The sequence below is a fragment of the Oceanispirochaeta sp. M1 genome (genome assembly GCF_003346715.1).
Taxonomy (GTDB): Bacteria; Spirochaetota; Spirochaetia; order DSM-2461; family DSM-2461; genus Oceanispirochaeta.
This window is the reverse complement of record NZ_QQPQ01000006.1, coordinates 161047-178313: the sequence shown is the minus strand read 5'-3', so window position 1 is coordinate 178313 and position 17267 is coordinate 161047. Positions and strand designations below refer to the sequence as shown.

General features: G+C 41.9%; 15 protein-coding genes. 4 read left to right on the top strand and 11 right to left on the bottom strand.

Annotated features, from left to right (window positions below; translation table 11 throughout):
• Nucleotides 1-14: 14 nt before the first annotated feature.
• Genes DV872_RS05900 through DV872_RS05890 form a run of 3 tightly spaced genes read right to left on the bottom strand, consistent with a single transcriptional unit; the run spans nt 15 to nt 1409 of the window.
• Nucleotides 15-626: a BREX protein BrxB domain-containing protein gene (locus tag DV872_RS05900; protein ID WP_114628928.1), complete on the bottom strand. Its 612-nt coding sequence runs from the start codon at nt 624-626 to the stop codon at nt 15-17.
• A complete protein-coding gene (locus DV872_RS05895; RefSeq protein WP_114628927.1) occupies nt 623-1234 on the bottom strand; it encodes a DUF1819 family protein in 612 nt (203 codons plus the stop codon). The genes DV872_RS05900 and DV872_RS05895 overlap by 4 nt, the downstream gene beginning before the upstream one ends.
• On the bottom strand, nt 1224-1409 hold the full coding sequence (locus DV872_RS05890; protein ID WP_114628926.1) for a helix-turn-helix domain-containing protein: 186 nt from the start codon (nt 1407-1409) through the stop codon (nt 1224-1226). Before DV872_RS05890 ends, DV872_RS05895 begins: the two co-directional genes overlap by 11 nt.
• A 640-nt stretch (nt 1410-2049) precedes the next feature.
• On the opposite strand from DV872_RS05890, the gene DV872_RS05885 reads away from it, so the two are divergent.
• Both DV872_RS05885 and DV872_RS05875 read left to right on the top strand, forming a co-directional pair.
• Nucleotides 2050-3768 carry a phage/plasmid primase, P4 family gene (locus DV872_RS05885; protein WP_114628925.1) on the top strand — a complete coding sequence of 573 codons (1719 nt, stop codon included), beginning with the start codon at nt 2050-2052 and terminating at the stop codon, nt 3766-3768.
• 828 nt (nt 3769-4596) lie between these two features.
• Nucleotides 4597-4848 carry a hypothetical protein gene (locus tag DV872_RS05875; protein WP_114628923.1) on the top strand — a complete coding sequence of 84 codons (252 nt, stop codon included), beginning with the start codon at nt 4597-4599 and terminating at the stop codon, nt 4846-4848.
• Nucleotides 4849-5648: 800 nt separating this feature from the next.
• Here the strand turns inward: DV872_RS05875 and DV872_RS05870 are convergent.
• Complete coding sequence (locus DV872_RS05870) at nt 5649-7967, bottom strand: DUF262 domain-containing protein (protein WP_114628922.1); 2319 nt, start codon at nt 7965-7967, stop codon at nt 5649-5651.
• Nucleotides 7964-9790: a DUF262 domain-containing protein gene (locus DV872_RS05865; RefSeq protein ID WP_114628921.1), complete on the bottom strand. Its 1827-nt coding sequence runs from the start codon at nt 9788-9790 to the stop codon at nt 7964-7966. The genes DV872_RS05870 and DV872_RS05865 overlap by 4 nt, the downstream gene beginning before the upstream one ends.
• An 883-nt stretch (nt 9791-10673) precedes the next feature.
• Between DV872_RS05865 and tmk the strand changes: the two genes are divergently transcribed.
• On the top strand, nt 10674-11270 hold the full coding sequence (gene tmk, locus DV872_RS05860) for a dTMP kinase (protein ID WP_114628920.1): 597 nt from the start codon (nt 10674-10676) through the stop codon (nt 11268-11270).
• A 47-nt stretch (nt 11271-11317) separates the two neighbouring features.
• Nucleotides 11318-11938: a hypothetical protein gene (locus DV872_RS05855; RefSeq protein WP_233516411.1), complete on the top strand. Its 621-nt coding sequence runs from the start codon at nt 11318-11320 to the stop codon at nt 11936-11938.
• A 158-nt stretch (nt 11939-12096) separates the two neighbouring features.
• Here the strand turns inward: DV872_RS05855 and queA are convergent, their stop codons facing one another.
• The 6 genes from queA to hemW all read right to left on the bottom strand — a co-directional run bounded on the left by queA (nt 12097) and on the right by hemW (nt 17263).
• Nucleotides 12097-13116, bottom strand: coding sequence for a tRNA preQ1(34) S-adenosylmethionine ribosyltransferase-isomerase QueA (queA, locus tag DV872_RS05850; protein WP_114628919.1), 1020 nt, complete (start codon nt 13114-13116; stop codon nt 12097-12099).
• Nucleotides 13091-14116, bottom strand: coding sequence for a Holliday junction branch migration DNA helicase RuvB (gene ruvB / locus DV872_RS05845; protein ID WP_114628918.1), 1026 nt, complete (start codon nt 14114-14116; stop codon nt 13091-13093). The genes queA and ruvB overlap by 26 nt, the downstream gene beginning before the upstream one ends.
• Nucleotides 14117-14129: 13 nt before the next feature.
• Nucleotides 14130-14729 carry a Holliday junction branch migration protein RuvA gene (gene ruvA / locus DV872_RS05840; RefSeq protein WP_158546853.1) on the bottom strand — a complete coding sequence of 200 codons (600 nt, stop codon included), beginning with the start codon at nt 14727-14729 and terminating at the stop codon, nt 14130-14132.
• On the bottom strand, nt 14726-15205 hold the full coding sequence (gene ruvC / locus DV872_RS05835; protein ID WP_114628916.1) for a crossover junction endodeoxyribonuclease RuvC: 480 nt from the start codon (nt 15203-15205) through the stop codon (nt 14726-14728). The genes ruvA and ruvC overlap by 4 nt, the downstream gene beginning before the upstream one ends.
• A complete protein-coding gene (locus tag DV872_RS05830) occupies nt 15205-15945 on the bottom strand; it encodes a YebC/PmpR family DNA-binding transcriptional regulator (RefSeq protein WP_114628915.1) in 741 nt (246 codons plus the stop codon). Before DV872_RS05830 ends, ruvC begins: the two co-directional genes overlap by 1 nt.
• 103 nt (nt 15946-16048) lie before the next feature.
• Nucleotides 16049-17263, bottom strand: a complete 1215-nt coding sequence (gene hemW, locus DV872_RS05825; RefSeq protein WP_114628914.1) for a radical SAM family heme chaperone HemW — start codon at nt 17261-17263, stop codon at nt 16049-16051.
• Between the last annotated feature and the right edge of the window lie 4 nt (nt 17264-17267).

The window sequence follows — 17267 nt, the reverse complement described above, 5'->3', positions numbered from 1 at the left end:
TTATCCTTCCTTTTCTATACTTCGTAATGGTAAATGTTAAAAGCCCGGTAGTATTTATCGTCTTTTAGTTTCCCAAAGAGATCCAGAGAAGCACCTGATTCCAGGGAGTGGACATAGACTCCCGGGAAAAACATTATGGTTGGTTTCTCTTTTGCCGCACTTTGGAGATTATTCAATACATTATGAGATCGAATATAAGGAAATACTTCTCCAACTCCGGAGATGAACATGACATCAAAAACTTGCTCATCCATTTTCTCTGATATCGCGGGAATAAGATGGTTTTCTGGATCAAGAACACCTTGAAGTAATTCCTTTAGCTTATCTTTAGAAACAGTCGTCTCCATTGTTAGGACTCTATCCCAGATCTCACGTTTCTTTACTATTTCAATTGAAAGATCATAAAGATTGATGGTAAGAACCTGCACTCCAGATTTCTCCAATTGGTTCACCAGCTGCTTCTGTATTTTTTCCAAAGCAACTCCATCCCTGGGATCGTATGGACAGATGAAGAAAGGAACTTCATTCCCCAGCCCCTGTTTCTTAAGAAATCTTTCGCTGGAAATGACGGAAAATAGGTATTGCAGACGTTCCTGCATTGGAAGTTTACTTTTATCTTGGGTCATCGCATTCCTCGTAAATCTTTTTCAAATATGGGAAAAAATGTTAATTCCTGAGAATCACCTTCCTGGATCATTTTAATAAATCGGGAACTGAATAGGAGTGGTGTGATTTTATTATCACCAGTTAGAAGATCTGCTTCACCCAAAATCCGGAATAAGACCTGTCGTAACTTCTTTCTGGTAGACAGAGTAAGCTCTTCAAGGTCTGGATACCAATCAGCTTTTTTATTAAAAAACCAGTCAAAGTCTTCATAAGACAGGTCATAATTTAGGGAAAGATATTTCTCCCGGATGACTTCAGTAGCGAACTCTGCAACAAAACTATATCGACGACATACGGCAATCCATAGGAGAGCTTGCTGGTCGGGGCGTGCGGCATTTAAGAGAAATTCAGTTTCTAAATCAGACAGAAGTCTCAGGCGCTTCAAAACTTCCCTTGTTATTCTGTGAAGAGCTGCCGCTGTACGAGATTGAAAGAGATTGTTCTCATGAATATCCTTCTTTACAGTATCCCAATCTCTTGATGATATAAAGAGTTCAGCGGCAAGGACGGATTCCCGTAGAAAGAGACCGCCTGTGGTGAATGCCATAGTATATTTTTTATTCCCCACTTTCAGCAGACTCTCCTGTTTTCACCCATTTATCAACTTCATACTTCTGAAATTTCCAAAACCGGCCAACCCTATGAGCTGGCATCTCGCGTTCCGCTATCCATTTATAAATCGTGTCACGTTTCACTCCAAGGTATTCAGCAATTTCATCAACAGATAGCCAGCGGTCTTCCATTAGATACTCCACTCAATTGTGTTAGTCTGGTCAACAAAAGATGTAACAGGGACAAACTCGGTCAAACAAGGTTTAATTTATATCTGGGTGAGAGTTTTTGCAAGCACACTATCTGAGAATATAAGATTATTTATCCGTAATCACTCATCTTAACCCAGCATGGTCGACGGGCTTTTTAGGCGCGGTTTTTAATATAATCTTTTTTTATTTATGTCTTGTTTTCTCTTTTTTGAAAAATTCTTGTCCGTAGAAATTCTTATATCCTGAATAGCATAATTTCCGTATCTGCAAGTAACAATACAACTTGCGCAGCATAATTCCAACATCCCTACAGTTATACTGATTACCCTCTAATCCCATAACCAACAAAAAGTTATACTCCCGTTCCCAGATTATTCAATCATTTTATTAATAATACTTAGTATATGCCCAGGTAGAGTAAAATCATATTGAATTTTAATCTTACGTTTTAACACAACTCATCACAACAACTATAAAAGGTAGGGTAAACCCTACCCCCCAAAATCAATTATCCATAGCAAAATTAAAACAATTAGCCCTTCATCACTACATATCCTTCTTCCTCGACCTGGGCTAAAACAGGGGCTCAATCTGAGCATAGTTCGAAAAAGGAGAATTTATGGCTAGAAAAACGAATCTAAAGATGATGACCGACAGAATCCAGAGCTTTGAAGAGGATGAACGCAATGAGGTGAATAAGACAATTGCCTTCTGTAGGGAAGAATTAGGGGAAGACCAACGGGCCGTGATGGCTTTACTCCAGGAAAGACAGCTCTGCAAACGCTATGGCCTTCTGGCATTGATGTACAACTGTTGCAGCCGCTTGTCCCGAGATCTCACAGAACAGGAGCTGCGCTCTGAGAGGTTTTTCACCATACGCTGGGCCGCCTATATGGAGGAAATATCGAGGTGGAAGATTTCAGAATCAACCAGCATGGGTGAAGAAAAGCATCATGAGAGGGAAGCCATCCTTGTTCTTTCCTTGAATACTGATGCCCGGGGACAGGACTTCTCTGATTTCTTCAATGCCCGAATGATGCTGGAAGATTGGGGTGGTGATATCAAATACTGTGCCCCCTGGAAGAAATGGCTGATCTGGGATGAAAAGCGCTGGGCCGTAGATGAACTGGGAACCATCATTGAGATGGGCCGGATGAGTGTCGAATCTATGATCCTTAAAGTCATCAGGTGTAAAGACGGCGAGGAGTCCATGGCCATGCTTGCTCATGCCAGGCGCAGTTCTACGGCCAGGAAGATCGAATCCATGCTCTATATTGTCAAGTCCGACTCTCGTGCCAGGATCTCTCCGGATGCTCTTGATCAGGATATTTATCTCCTGAACTGTAATAATGGAATCATCGATCTCAGCTCCGGGCGGCTGCGACCTCATAAACGTGATGACCTGATCACAAAGCTGGCTCCCGTGGATTATCTCCCCGATGCAGACTGTCCTGTGTGGAAGAAGTTTCTTAAGGATATATTTGACGGGAATCGGGAACTGATCCGCTTTGTTCAGAAATTCCTGGGCTGCTCCCTGACCGGGGATATGGCCTGCCAGGCCATGTTTATACTCTACGGTACGGGAGCCAACGGCAAGAGCACCTTTATCAATGTGGTGAATCGCATCCTGGGGGACTATGCCACAACGACTCCCACGGAGACCTTTATGCAGAAAAAAGGGGAACAGGCCACCAACGATATTGCCCGTCTTAAGGGCTCCCGCTTTGTGACGGCCATGGAGAGTGATGAGCATGGTAGATTAGCAGAGTCGGTCATCAAGAGACTCACGGGGAATGATATGATCAGCGCCCGTTTCCTCTATGGTGAATACTTTCAGTTCCTCCCCACCTTCAAGATTGTAATGGCTACAAATCATAAACCCCGTATCGGAGGGACAGATCATGCCATCTGGCGAAGAATCAAATTGATCCCCTTCCTTGTGACCATCCCCGAGGACAAACAGGACAGGAAACTCCCCGCTAAACTGGAACAGGAACTCCCCGGGATTCTTGCCTGGATGGTCGAGGGCTGTCTCCGCTGGCAGAAGGAGGGCTTAGGGAGTTCTGAGGCCGTAAACGAAGCCACAGACGAATACAGAAGCCAGATGAGCGATATCCAAATGTTCCTCTCTGAAAAATGCGAGATGGTAGCGGAGAGCATGACCCAGTCCAGTATTTTATATGGGGCCTACAAAACCTGGTGTGAGAAGAATAACGAACGGGCCAAGAGTAACCGGAACTTCAGCATGATGCTCTCTGAGCTCGGAATGGATAAGATCCGCATGTCCGTTGGAATCTTCTGGATCGGAATCAAGCTTGAAGAGAAGCAGAGTTACTGATCCACTTTGAATCATGTAAATATCTATGTAAAAAGAATGTAATAATCTGATTACCAGTACTCCCGTATATAGTCAATCAAAACCACTGTTTTTCTCAATGTAGTCCCAGTGTAGCTTCTCCTTAAAATGAAGGATTTCTCGTAGAACTCTGTTAGTTTTCCTTCTTCTATAACAGGAGAATCTTTCCCTCCATCCCCCTTTCTGGGGTTTGAGCAGCAGACTCTACAGTACTTAGTGATACATAAGCCTTTGTCAGGCCTTTCTCTTATAATCTCTATTAATCTTTTATAATCCCTCTAAATTCTTTCTGTAGTATATGAACTTAAGAATAGAAAGTAAGAAAGAGAACAAGGATAAAGAATATTTATATAGGAGCCTTATACTTCTCAGTTTTTTCCTAATCATTCACTTTTTGTTTCATTAATTGCCGGGATGATATCAGTACAGGGTAAAAAAACACCCCCACCCGGGGAAATTCTAAAAGCCAAAAAATATTGATTCAAGGTCTCCCGGCCGGAGGGGTCTGCGCAGCAGTACCCGCAGGCCGGCCTCAGCGGGAAAACTCATCTCTTTGCAGGAAGTTCTTTCAGGCGGGCGGAACCGGACGCTTCCCCCAAGGGGGGACGGGAGGGGGGCATCATTAATAGACCCGACCTTGCAGCGCTGCCTGTCCGGTGGAGCCCGCCTGAAAGTAGGCCTTGCGAATGAGGCTTCTATTCCTTGCCCTACTCTCTTTGCCAGGAAAATAAACCTGGGGCCAATACCCTCCGGCCTTGTGAACAGGACTAACACACCCTGATGCCCCGAGGGAGAACCGGGCAAACAGGGATGTTTGCATTTAGGGCCCTGCTGAATATTGGTGCAACCAGGCCCGCAAAGGAAAGCCGGAACGGCGATTTGCGGATGTTTGCGGAAAAAACGATGGTGATGCGGGAACAGACAGCCGGAACAGGAGTGGCGTATGCCACGACTGCAGGCGGACTGTGGAGCAGCACCATAGGGGAAGACCCCGGAGCTCCGGCTCTTGGAACCCCCTATTCATCTCACTTTGTAGGAGCGGGTGCGGAGGGATTCTCATGAAAATCATCGCTGCTTTATCCAGTACTTCTTAGCGGGAAAAATACCGCGGAACAGGGGCGTCCGTAACGGTTGAAAGCAAAGGGTCCTCTCTGTTTCAAGCCTCTGTGGAGCCGGGGCAAATCTATTTCATTCTCGTCTTCCCCTGCCCCTTTGCCAATTTGAAACTTTAAGAATAATTACTTCATCAGGGTGTCGACTCCTGGAAGCCTGGTCCGTCCGATGCTGGCGTCAGCCTGCATCGGACGGATCTGGGTGGAAGGATCAGCTTCGATTGAAGTTCACTGTTTGGATATTAAGAAAATCTATTCAGCACGTTTGTGATAATTACTTTTCATTTTCATCAGATAGCTGCTGAAGGGGCTACAATCAATCAGTTTCGTTTCCTACTAACAGTTTATGATCAAGTCCCCGGAAGCTCCTGGTGACTGCTAAGCGCAGCGTGCAGGCATCTGGAGTTGGAGGGCGCTGGGTTTTTTATAGACACTTAGAATGGGATTTACCAAATGTGCTGAATTCGGAGCCGGAGCAAGGGCGACCTGAGATGTAATGAAAATGTTGCAGAGTGTAATTGGGAGCCTTTGCGGAGGTGGAGATCGGTTTCTTTTTGCTTCATTAAATGTCAACCTTCATTACTTCTTTACGAAAATCCACTGTGTACGCTTAGGTCTTTTTCCTACTCATTTGAAACTACTTCAAATAGTTTAATCTAACTTATAAAGGTGTCCACATTTTGTGGGGCAGTCTGTCTCTCTGAATCGATGAAATCTCCATTCAAATTTTTAACAATAACCATTATGAATTTATAGGTAGGAATCACATTTTGTCCATATGTTTTTTGCAAAATCTTTGGCATCCTCATGATTATTAACCTCTATCATATCTGAATAAACAGTAGTCCAGTCGTCCGCCGTTCTAGTTTGGATCTCTACAACATTTTCTCCTGTAAAAGAAACAACTACGTCTTCATTCTCTAGGGGAAAATCAATTTGCTCTCCCCAGAAAAAATCTGACTGATTACAGCGGTGATATGAATTATCCAGACCAGCCATTATACAGAATTCATGTATTACAATATTTCTGTAACCGTCGATCAGCACTTTATCATACCAGGCATTCGGACGGACAAAATAATATAATTCATATCTCCATCTGATCGTTGAAAGCTTATTCTGATCTGCCCAATCAAAAAAATCCTTACTTTTATAGATATTGGAATGAACTAATTGCAAACGCTCCCGATTCCAACCCTCAATCTGAGAATTCTTTTTTAAACCCTCTGTTATAGTCCGGCTTATTTCATCTCTGGACATAGAACAGAGATCAGAAACAGATTGCATAAAAGTTCTATTTCTTCTTAAATAAAGTCTCCAGTTCAAAATCTCATTCCTTAGATTCAACTTTTCTAGATTATCCCATGTTTCAATTTTACTTATGCAATATCTGAATAATTCATGATTTGACAAGAAGTCTGTATTAGCGTCGTTTTGTGAATACAGAATTTGAGCCTGTTCAAGTTTTTTGGCAAAAGCTTCAGGAGCATTAATGTCCTGAAGCAAAAAGCCTATATTACCCTGAAACAGATGATGACTTTCCGCTTCCAGAATCCTATCCTTCCAACCGTCAGTCCTGAATAAATCTATTTTTAACTTTTCTTCCTGTAATTGATCTTTATGAATATTTGTCAGATCACTAATATATCGGTCAAATTTCCCCTCTTCAAAGAATGCATGTATACTGTTTGAACCAGCTGAAATCCTATCAATGGTTTTCATCGCAGTTATCATGGAAGAAATGCTTCTTATATCCGGATCTGCAATAATATTCCAAACTACTCTGATCCAGTTGGAAAACTTATCCTTATCGAAATCCGTACAGTTTTCCAGATACCGGGTTACAGCGAAAAACAGAAGTCTCTGGGGTTGAGAAATCAGGTCATCATACAAAAACCATATATCCTCCCTATCCCAGGGAGGGAGAATGATTTCTTTTATAGAGGCCTGGTTTTTTGATAATAGATCGAAAATCCTTTCGAGATTTGCAATTCTTTTCTCTACAATAAAACCTTTATAATCTTCAAATGTCAGATACTTGGTTTTCTCTTCATGGCCGGTTGAGTACAGGAGCCTAAATTCAGACGAGTCTTCAATACTCGCATTAGATTCTGTAGACGTTATGATAAAATCATTGAGTAAAAACCGTTTAATAAATCTGAAAAAATAGGGATCTACGATCCTGTCTTTTTCATTTGAGTTACTTTTTGCTTTTTCCCAGAAAATATCTGTCCAGCTGTTGTCCATTTTTGATGCAAAAGCCAAGAATCTAGGGACAAGTTTTCCGCTCATCATGACCTGTCTTTCGTAATCTTTTTTCTCCGGATTTTTTTCGGATTTCATCCAGCTAAGGATATCTGCTTTAAAATTTTCAAAATCTGTTAAGGATTTTCCTCTAGCATTCATTTTAATATAAAGCTCATCCGTTAAATCAAATCCTTCGAGGGGCATTATATAAAAACAGAGTTGCGGAAGGTTTTCATAAAGAGGCTGTTCCGATATATATCTATTCTGAATATCGTGGAGAGTAGCTATCATTCCCATTACTGTAGGATCATTTTCATATGTTTTGTGAAACCAGTAGCTGGAGGTTATAGAAGTCTTCACGCTTCCGGAGTAGCCGATTTCAGACAGTTTTTCACAAAATGAACGTGCCGTTGAGCGAGTTGAGTAGGAAAATTTTCTAAGCTTTGAACGTTCCTGCTGAAGCCGATCACCAGAGAGTTCCTTATTTGCTATAAACCAGTACAGAAGGTACAGTGTCGTCAGCCGCTGCTGTCCATCCAAAGGAATAAAGGTTTTGAGTATTTTTGAATTATCTTCTACCTCCTTGATGGATCCATATACAAAATCTAGTTCTAGAATTGTCCGGTTTTCGAGAGCTTCGAAGATGGCATTCAAAAACCGCTTCCGGATATATCGGGCGCTGTCCCTTCCCTGGGCATAATCTCTCTGAATTATCGGGATTTCAATACCGTTCATGTCATGAAATACAAGGCTTCCTTCGCTTTCAATTGCGATGGTTCCGTCAAGAAGGTCTAATAAAGAATATTTGTTGGTGCTGCTCATATTGATTCGCCTACTGGGATGAATTTAACCATTGTATTTTCCAATATTTTTCTATATGCCTTTATGTCTTCACTAATCCACTTCGGTTGAACATTTCCATCAAAATACTTTAAGAATACATTTTTGGTACAAAGAGGAATTAATTCACCATCCTTGTCTTTTTCTATAATGATCCTTCTTTTTGAAGTGAATAATGCATTACCGTACCCTCTATTTGTGCCAGCATCCAGTAATGTCAAATTCCCTATGCTATTCTTCAGTTCTTCATCGATTTTATTTTCTTCTGAGAAATTAACTATTTTTGTATATAGATAATTGAATTTTCTACTGTTCTCATCATTTTTGAAATCTTCGATTTCATCCAGTATCTCATTATCAGGGCAAATTAAATCCATCAATACAGTATTTAACCACTCGGTCTGATCATTCCTTTTTTCAAGATTGTTTTCCGTTAAAGAACTTATGTGTTCGATATCCCAGCTAACTCCCCCCTTATGTTTCCCGATTTTAAAGGCTTTGAAAGGAAAATAGGAAATAAGATTGCCATTCAGACATTGCTGATTTAAATATTCCAAATTAAAAAGCAAATAGAATTTTCTGAGTATATCGCTTCCGGATTCAAAGGATAAATCTAAATGAGGCTCTTTATCCTTTCCAGTCCATTTGACTCGGATAAACTCTTCACTGATTTTCTGAATAAGTTTTAATGTAACGTCCTGCTTTGTTTGAATGGTCTTATCATTTAAACATTCCATTATAGAACTAACGGATTTACCGCAATAAATCAGAAAACCAATATAATGATACCATTCAGGAGTCGTATACCACTCTTTTAATGCGTCATAACGCTCTTCGATCTCTTTCCACAACGCCTTGATACGGCTATGATCCGGGTCCTTTCCAAATCTATGCGCATAATAACGGAATGTTCTGTGCTCGTCGTTGCCTATGACTCTTTCCGGTATGGAGTCATCTTCATCGCAAATCATATCAAATAGATATTCGATATGCGATGGTTTTTTATTTTCCGACTTATTCAGAAACCACCAAAAATTCTCATCCTGCAGTTCATTCTCAATACGATCCCATTTATTGGCAATTTCAAGCTGCTTAAGCCGGGCCAGATCCCCTTCTCCGAAATTTCTTTCCTGCAGGAAAAGGGCTTTTATCAATTCTGCATTGGTTAACGATATTTTTCCCAAATTAACCCGAATGAAGGTTTCAATAGGATTTGTCGTATTATCATTCAACTCATACCAGATTACTTTGACAACCCCAAAAGACTTTTGATTCTCCTCACTGTTGACCAATGTCTGGATAACGGCTTCCCTCGCGTCTCTTTTCCTTCCAGGTTCATCAAACCAGGTTTCTATATATTTATAGCAATTTTTAAAATAATAATAATCAATAAAGTCTTCTTCTGCATCAGAATCTATGTCTTTAAGAAATGCTGCACTATCAGGTCTAGTTTTATAACTAATCGTATAAAGAGTTTTTTCATATGCCTCTTCCAAAGGCTCGTTATGCAGATGTTTTTTTATCAAATAGGATAGCAAAATATGAATAGTGGTAAGCCTTTGTTGGCCGTCAATAATTTCATATACAGTTTGATCTTCTTCAGTCAGATGCGACTTCACAATGATGGGTTGCAGGCAGTAAAATTCCTTTTTTGATTTTTTATCTTTTACAGCAAATGAATGAATATCATCCAATAAATCGCTTATCTGAGACTCAGTCCATCGATAACCACGCTGATATTCAGGGACATAGAAACTCTCTCCAAGCAGCTCACTTATTGATTTTAGTGTGACACAGTTGCTCATTCAATCCTCTTTTATACTGGTTCAAAATTATTTTGAAATGTAATCAAGTTCTCATATTATCACAACCACAAGAATTGATCTTTAGCACTCAGAATACAAGCTGTTCAGGTTCTCCAACACTCAATATCAACAAAAATGTAAATACACCTATCAAAGTTACAATTCATACAGTTTTACATCTATATAACTTTTTTATACTGCTTCTTTATAACTTTAGTGAGTAAATTAGAGGGAGCAGTATTATTCTCTTTTGGTGGAAAAGAGATTTCTGGATTTATCTCTGATGAAGATTTACTTGATGATCAATGATTCTTTAAACACACAAGATTGGACTTTACTAGAATTATGAAAACTTATGGTGCCGGATACCCCTGAATGTCCCTCTCCTAAAAATATTTATTGATTTTATCACTCCAAAATCAAGTCCTTCAAAATGGCTCTTGGAGAAAGGATTTGCTGCGCCATGGATCATCACTTTTTATTGCAAAAAATAAGTTGCTTAAACAACTTCAGACCACGCCCTGTCAGCAATTCAAAAATATAACCTCGAATTCATATAAGATTATATAAAGGACTTGCTGACAGGGACTAGTTTGTGGTGTAGTTACAGATCTGATAGCAATTGAAAGTAATTACCTTAATTTGGATTGTAAATCTGGAAATGTTTTGCTGACAGGGTATTAATTGAAAGGGTAGTTGCAGATCTGATAGCAATGGGCCTTTGAAACGGGTGGATATTGAAAGAAATGTTGGAATTACGCAGATTTAAATATTGCGTAATTCCTTACAATACAGTAAGATAAACAAATACAGGGAAGTGGGTAGCAATGTAACCGGTCATGTATTATTCTATCTGAAACATCTGAATACGCAAGGATATGTAATGGGAATATGGGATAAATTTGTTGTACTGGAGGGCCTGGACGGTTCAGGTACGACAACTCAGCTGAACAGACTTGAAACTTACTGCCTGGAAAATAGTATTTCCTGCTATAGAACCTTTGAACCCTCCGATGGTTTTATCGGAAGAGCCTGCAGGGATGTTCTTGAGAAAAGAGAGAGTGCCGATCCTCTCACACTGGCACAGCTTTTTGCCGCCGACCGCAGAGAACACCAGAAGATAATAAGAGAGAGACTGGAAGCGGGTCACTGGGTGTTCTGTGACCGTTATCTATTCTCATCTCTGGCCTATCAGTCCCTGAGTCTTGATTTTGATACCATTCTGGACCTGAATAAAGACTTCCCCAAACCGGGATTCTGCCTTTATGTGGAGTGCTCTGTGGAGACTTCAGCCGCCAGACGCGGAGGAAGGGACAGTGAAGATCTGTACGAAAAAGAGGCTCTTCAGAGAAGAGTGGCTGATAACTATGAAAAATCCTTTGAATCCTTTTACCCCGATTCAGAAGGACTCTACAGAATAAATGGAGAAGCTTCTGCGGATGAAGTATTCAAATCTATCCTGAAAACTCTATCAATCTAAAGAGAATCGTTTTAAGAATCAGGATGTTTCCGTCCGATACTCAAGATGTGAAGAAGTATCTGAAATTCTTTCTATTACTGACTATTATGCTCTCTGTCTCAAAACCTGTAGACCTTCATGCTTATAAAATTCTATATGCAGAGCAGTTCTACAGACTCTATCATCAGCATTTTTATCAGTATCCTGAAGATACAATGGAAAATATCCACTATCTGGGAATGGCTCTCCGTTCAGACTTTGCCAATCCCCTGAATGCCCTTGCCACAATTGAAAATGAAAAAGAGTGGGAAAAGTACAGATACCTGTTTTATATGCACGTAAATCTGAAACTGGTTGATTCCTATCTGAAACTTGGAATGAAATACGACAAGCGGAATGCCTACTTCTACAACTATCCCTGGAAATTTTCAAACCTGGACAGCTTGGAGACAGCCGAAGAGTGTTACCGCTACGCCCTGAACTTCTGGGAAGATGCCATTGAGTGGTCAGATAAGGCGGCAGAGCATAAGTTTGCCTGGATGTTTATTGAAGAAATACAATTCTGGGAAGATGAGTCTTTCCGTATACAGACCGGCGACCTCAACTATCAAAAAACCATAAACAGAGAACTCGACCGCTTGCAGAAAGTTCGCGAAGCCTTCGAGGCCATGGACCAAAACACTTACTGAATTCCCAACTATCGAAATAACGGCATGTGCCCGTTGAGTTCCACACCCTTAGGCCTATTTCGTATGAGCGCTGGAGCAATGTTATTGCTCCAGTAGAATCAAAAAAAACAGAGGGCCGAGGACATGTTTGAGAAAGGGGTATGACCCCATTCCGTACATTATTTCATCAACATCGCATCCCCGTATGAAAAGAACATATAGCCCTTCTCAACGGCTTCTTTATAGGCCGCATCGATATGATCCTTCCCGGCAAAGGCACTTACAAGTACCAGAAGAGTCGACTCGGGAGTGTGAAAATTAGTAAACATCCTGTTAACAACTTTAAACTCATACCCGGGATAGATAAATATATCCGTAGAGTTTTCACCGCGCTGAAGTTTTCCGTCGACCCAGGCTGACTCAAGAGTCCTTACTGAGGTAGTTCCCACAGCGAGAACAGGCCTTCCTTCCCGGACTGCCTTTTCAACCTTATCTGCTGTTTCATCAGAGATAGAAAACTGCTCTTCATGCATTTCATGATCCAGAATACTCTCTGTTCTTACGGGTTCAAAGGTTCCCAGTCCCACATGAAGTGTAATAAAAGCTGTCTCGATCCCCCTCTCTTTCAGACGGCCGAGAATCTCATCGGTAAAATGAAGACTGGCTGTGGGAGCAGCCACCGAACCTGTCTCTTTGGAGAATACAGACTGATAACGTTCAGAGTCATCCTTTGAATCTTCCCTCTTGATATAGGGAGGGAGGGGAATATGTCCATGAATATCCAGATAATCATCATCCACAGGAGCGGAAAATCTGACCTTCCTGTGATTGCTTGAAACTTCTTCTTCGATAACCCCTTTCAAGTCACCGGGAAAAGAAAATTTCTTACCTGTCTTCTGCTTTTTAGCCTTTGAAACCATACAGAGCCAGAGATTTTCCTCCAGTGATTTAAGGAAGAAAAATTCCACTTTGCCGCCATGCTCGGAAAATGCAAAAACCCGCGCCTTTCTGACCCGGGAATTATTAAAAATAACAAGGGTGCCCGGTTCAATGAGATCCGGAAAATCCTGCATATTCTTGTGGCTGACCTGGCCATTTTCCCGGTCCATGACCATGAGTTTTGCCGTACCCCGCTCTTCGGGGGGATGCTGTGCTATCTGTTCGGGGGGTAAATTAAAAGAGAATTCCCTGATTTTCATTCTGTGTTATATCCATTCCTAAATGTTTATATGCCAGCGGAGTGGCAACACGGCCTCTGGGGGTCCGTTTGAGAAAACCCTGCTGAATCATATAGGGTTCGTAAAAATCTTCAAGAGAATCCATGCTCTCTCCTACAGAGATTGCCAGGGTCTCAGCACCCACAGGACCTCCTCCATATTTTTCAATAAGAGTCTTCAAAATTTCCCGGTCCAGCATTTCCAGACCTCTTTCATCAACCTGAAGACGTTTGAGACCTGCATGAACTATATCTGTGGTGATGATCCCCTCACCTTCTATCTGTGCAAAATCACGCATACGACGGAGTAGACGGTTAGCCACACGGGGAGTTCCCCTGCTTGAACCGGCCAGCAGATGAGCCGCATCCGATGTGACCGTTATATTCAGAATGGCAGCACTTCTTGTGAGGATCTTCTGCAGCTCTGCATGAGAGTAGAAATTCATCCTTACATTGATTCCGAATCTTGTGTGAAGCGGACTGGAAACCCTTCCCGGCTTAGTTGTAGCACCCACCATGGTAAAAGGCGGTACGGGAATACGAATGGTTCTGGCAGATGGCCCCTGTCCGATTATCCAGTCCAGCTCATAATCTTCCATGGCAATATAGAGCATCTCTTCGATGGCAGGTTTCAATCTGTGAATTTCATCGATGAAGAATACGGTACGCTCTGTAATTGTTGTCAGAAGACCTGCCAGATCCTTAGGTTTATCAAGGGCAGGAGCAGAGGTCACCTTAGCATCGACACCCAGTTCATTGGCCATAATACCGGCAAGAGTCGTCTTACCCAGTCCGGGAGGTCCTGACAGGAAAACATGATCCAGAGGTTCCTGTCTCTGTTTAGCGGCTTCGATAAATATCCGGAGATTGCTTTTTATATCCTCCTGCCCTATAAACTCATCGAGCTGACGGGGACGTATCGGATTTTCGGGAGCTTCTTCTCCCCGAGAAGGGAGGCCTGACAATACACTGTCATCTGACACGATTCATCATCTCCTAGGAACTGAGCTCAATAATGGCCCGTCTCAATATTTCCTGCTCTTTCTTTTCAGAAGAAAGAGCTGCAATCTCTTCATTTTTCATCAACCCTTTAACGACGGTAATGACTTTTCTCTTATCAAAGCCCATGGCTGTTAAGGACTCAACCCATTCTGCATCAGGTCCTGAGGCTTTGGAAGGTGATCCCGGATCATCCCAGCTCAGTTTTCCTCTGAGCTGAAGCAGTATTTTCTGAGCGGTCTTCTTTCCAAGCCCGGGTAAAGAAGAAAGGCCATCTAGATTTTCCTCTTCAAGATACAGTATTAGCTGATCCGCACGGACTGCGGAGAGAATCTTTATAGCTCCCTTGGGTCCTACACCGCTGACCGAGATCAAGTCTTGAAAAAGAAAACGCTCTTTTTCAGAAGAGAAACCGTAGAGTGCCATCATATCTTCTTTATGATAAAGCCAGCTGAAGACACGGGCTTCCGAACCTATTGGAGGCAGAGCCGAAATTGTAATAGAAGAAGCCGTGAGCAGATATTCCATTCCATGGTTATCGATACAGACCCAGGTGGCACCTTTTTCACTGACTGTTCCCCTTATGCTGTTGATCAAGTAAGGCCTCCTGTATGTGCATGACATAGAGCTGCTGCAAGAGCATCTGCAGCGTGATCCGGTTTCGGTGGTTCTTTCAATTTCAGAAGAAGGGCCACCATGACCTGAACCTGATGTTTCTCGGCCCGCCCGTTACCCACAACCGACTGCTTTATCTGTAAAGGAGTATACTCCCCTATCACAAGATTATGACGGGCCATACAGAGTAGTAGAGCTCCTCTGGCTTCGGCCACGGGCATGGCGGATGACACATTCTTGGCAAAGTATAAAGTTTCAATTCCTGCACTACCAGGTTTATACTCTTCAATAACTTTAGCCAATCCGTCATAAATATGAAGAAGCCGGTCAGCCATAGGCGACTTTGAATCAGTTTTGATTACGCCATGAGCAAGATACCGGCTTCTTATCCCATCATGTGTGATGAGTCCCCAACCGACATGTGCCAGGCCGGGATCTATTCCCAATATGGGCTGCATTAATCCATATCGAAGTCTGAGGGCACTTCCAGGTTACTTGCAACATCCTGAACATCTTCATTATCTTCAAGACGCTCAATCAGTCTCAGTACTTTTCCAGTATGTTCATTGTCCAGGGTAACTCTAGTGTCAGAAATCATAGAAACTTCCGCACCAAGCTGCTCAAAACCTGCTTCCTGCAGTGCAGTCAGTACAGTTTCAAAGTCATTGGGTTCAGTAACAACTTCAATGGCACCGTCTTCATTGGTAACATCTTCGGCACCGGCTTCAAGAGCAGCTTCGAAAAGTGCATCAAAATCTACATTCTCAGCATCATATGAAAGGAGACCCTTTCTTTTGAACTGGTAGGAAACAGCACCTGTTGCAGCTAGAGAACCTCCACCCTTAGTAAGGATAGATCTTACATCTGCAGCAGTTCTGTTCTTGTTATCTGTCAAAGAGGAAATAAGAAGACCGACTCCGCCGGGAGCATAGGCTTCATACTGGAGCTCGACGTAATCTACACCGTCCATTTCTCCAATACCTTTCTTGATTGCCTTTTCAATATTATCTTTGGGCATGTTAGCAGCTTTTGCTTTCAGCACTACGGTCCTCAGAGCCGCATTTGACTCAAGGTCACCCCCACCCATACGGGCAGTAACATTGATTTCCTTAATAATTTTTGTAAAGAGTTTTCCTCTTTTGGCATCAAGTGCGCCTTTTTTATGCTTTATAGAAGCCCATTTGCTATGACCTGACATTGTATCTCCTAAATGTTCATTAATAAATCTTAAAGTTAAATCTTAAAGTTAAATCCTGTAAAAAATAGCATGATGAAAATTAGACTGTCAAGAATAAGAACTCCTATTCGACAGCTCCTTCAGGAGGCCAATTCAGAGTTCCACCTTGATAACCTGCATCAATTTCCTCAAAAAAAGAGATAAGAATTGAATTTTGTAAATCCAGTCCCTGCTCCGTACATTTTAAAGAAGTCTCATCAATAGTGAGACAATGCTGTTCACTCCAGCGCTTCAAAGACTTAGGCAGAATTTCAGTAATTTCTACACCGAAGACATCTGTAAAACGCTGTAAATCTATTCCCTGAGTGATCCTGAGTCCCATTAGAAGGTAGTCTTTCAGAAAATCAGAAGCCTTAAGAACTTCAACTTCATCATATCCAATCTGCCCCCGTGAATAGGATTCAGCATCCGCTCTTGTCCTGAAACGCTTTATTGCCCCGTCTGTGCCCCTGAGCATAGAAACAGCCGCCGGTCCGCATCCCAGATAAGGATACATTTTCCAGTAGGAACTGTTATGTACACTCTCTTTCCCGGATAGAGAGAAATTTGAAATTTCATAACGACTGTAACCCTTCTGCTCAAGAAAACGGCAGCCTGACAGCCAGACCTCATCATTATCAACTTCAGTATTCTGGTTACGACTGCTCCAGTTCTTCGATAATACAGTCCCTGGTTCCATTAAAAGACTGTACCAGGAGATATGATCCGGTTGCCATTTAACAGCCTCCTCCAGATCACTCAGCTGATTATTTTCAGTCATACCCGGCAGCCCCTGAATCAGATCAATATTAAGATCAAAGCAGTCTCGGTGAACTTTAAGCATCTCAAGAGCATCAAGTATAGTCTTGCGGCTGCTCCTTCTACCTGCTTTTTCCAGAAAAATATCCTGAAAACTCTGAACACCCAGACTGATTCTATTGATTCCGGCATCAGCCCATATTGCAAGATTCCCTGGATTCACATTTCGGGGATTACATTCCATTGTAACCTCATCCGGAAGGATTCCGCCATTAAAAGAATATATTTCATGGAGAAGAGTTTTCAAATAAACAGCATTAACCAGGGCCGGTGTTCCACCGCCAAGATAGACAGATGTAAACCCATTAATGGAATAGGATTTAGAAAGCTCAGCAATTTGTATTGGAATTTGAGAAAGTAGAGATTCTGAACTGCTTAAATCACAACATGAATAGAAATCACAGTAGTCACATTTTTTAACACAGTAGGGGATATGGATATAAAGGGCGGCAGAATAGGGTTTGAGCTCGGATTCGTTCATCACA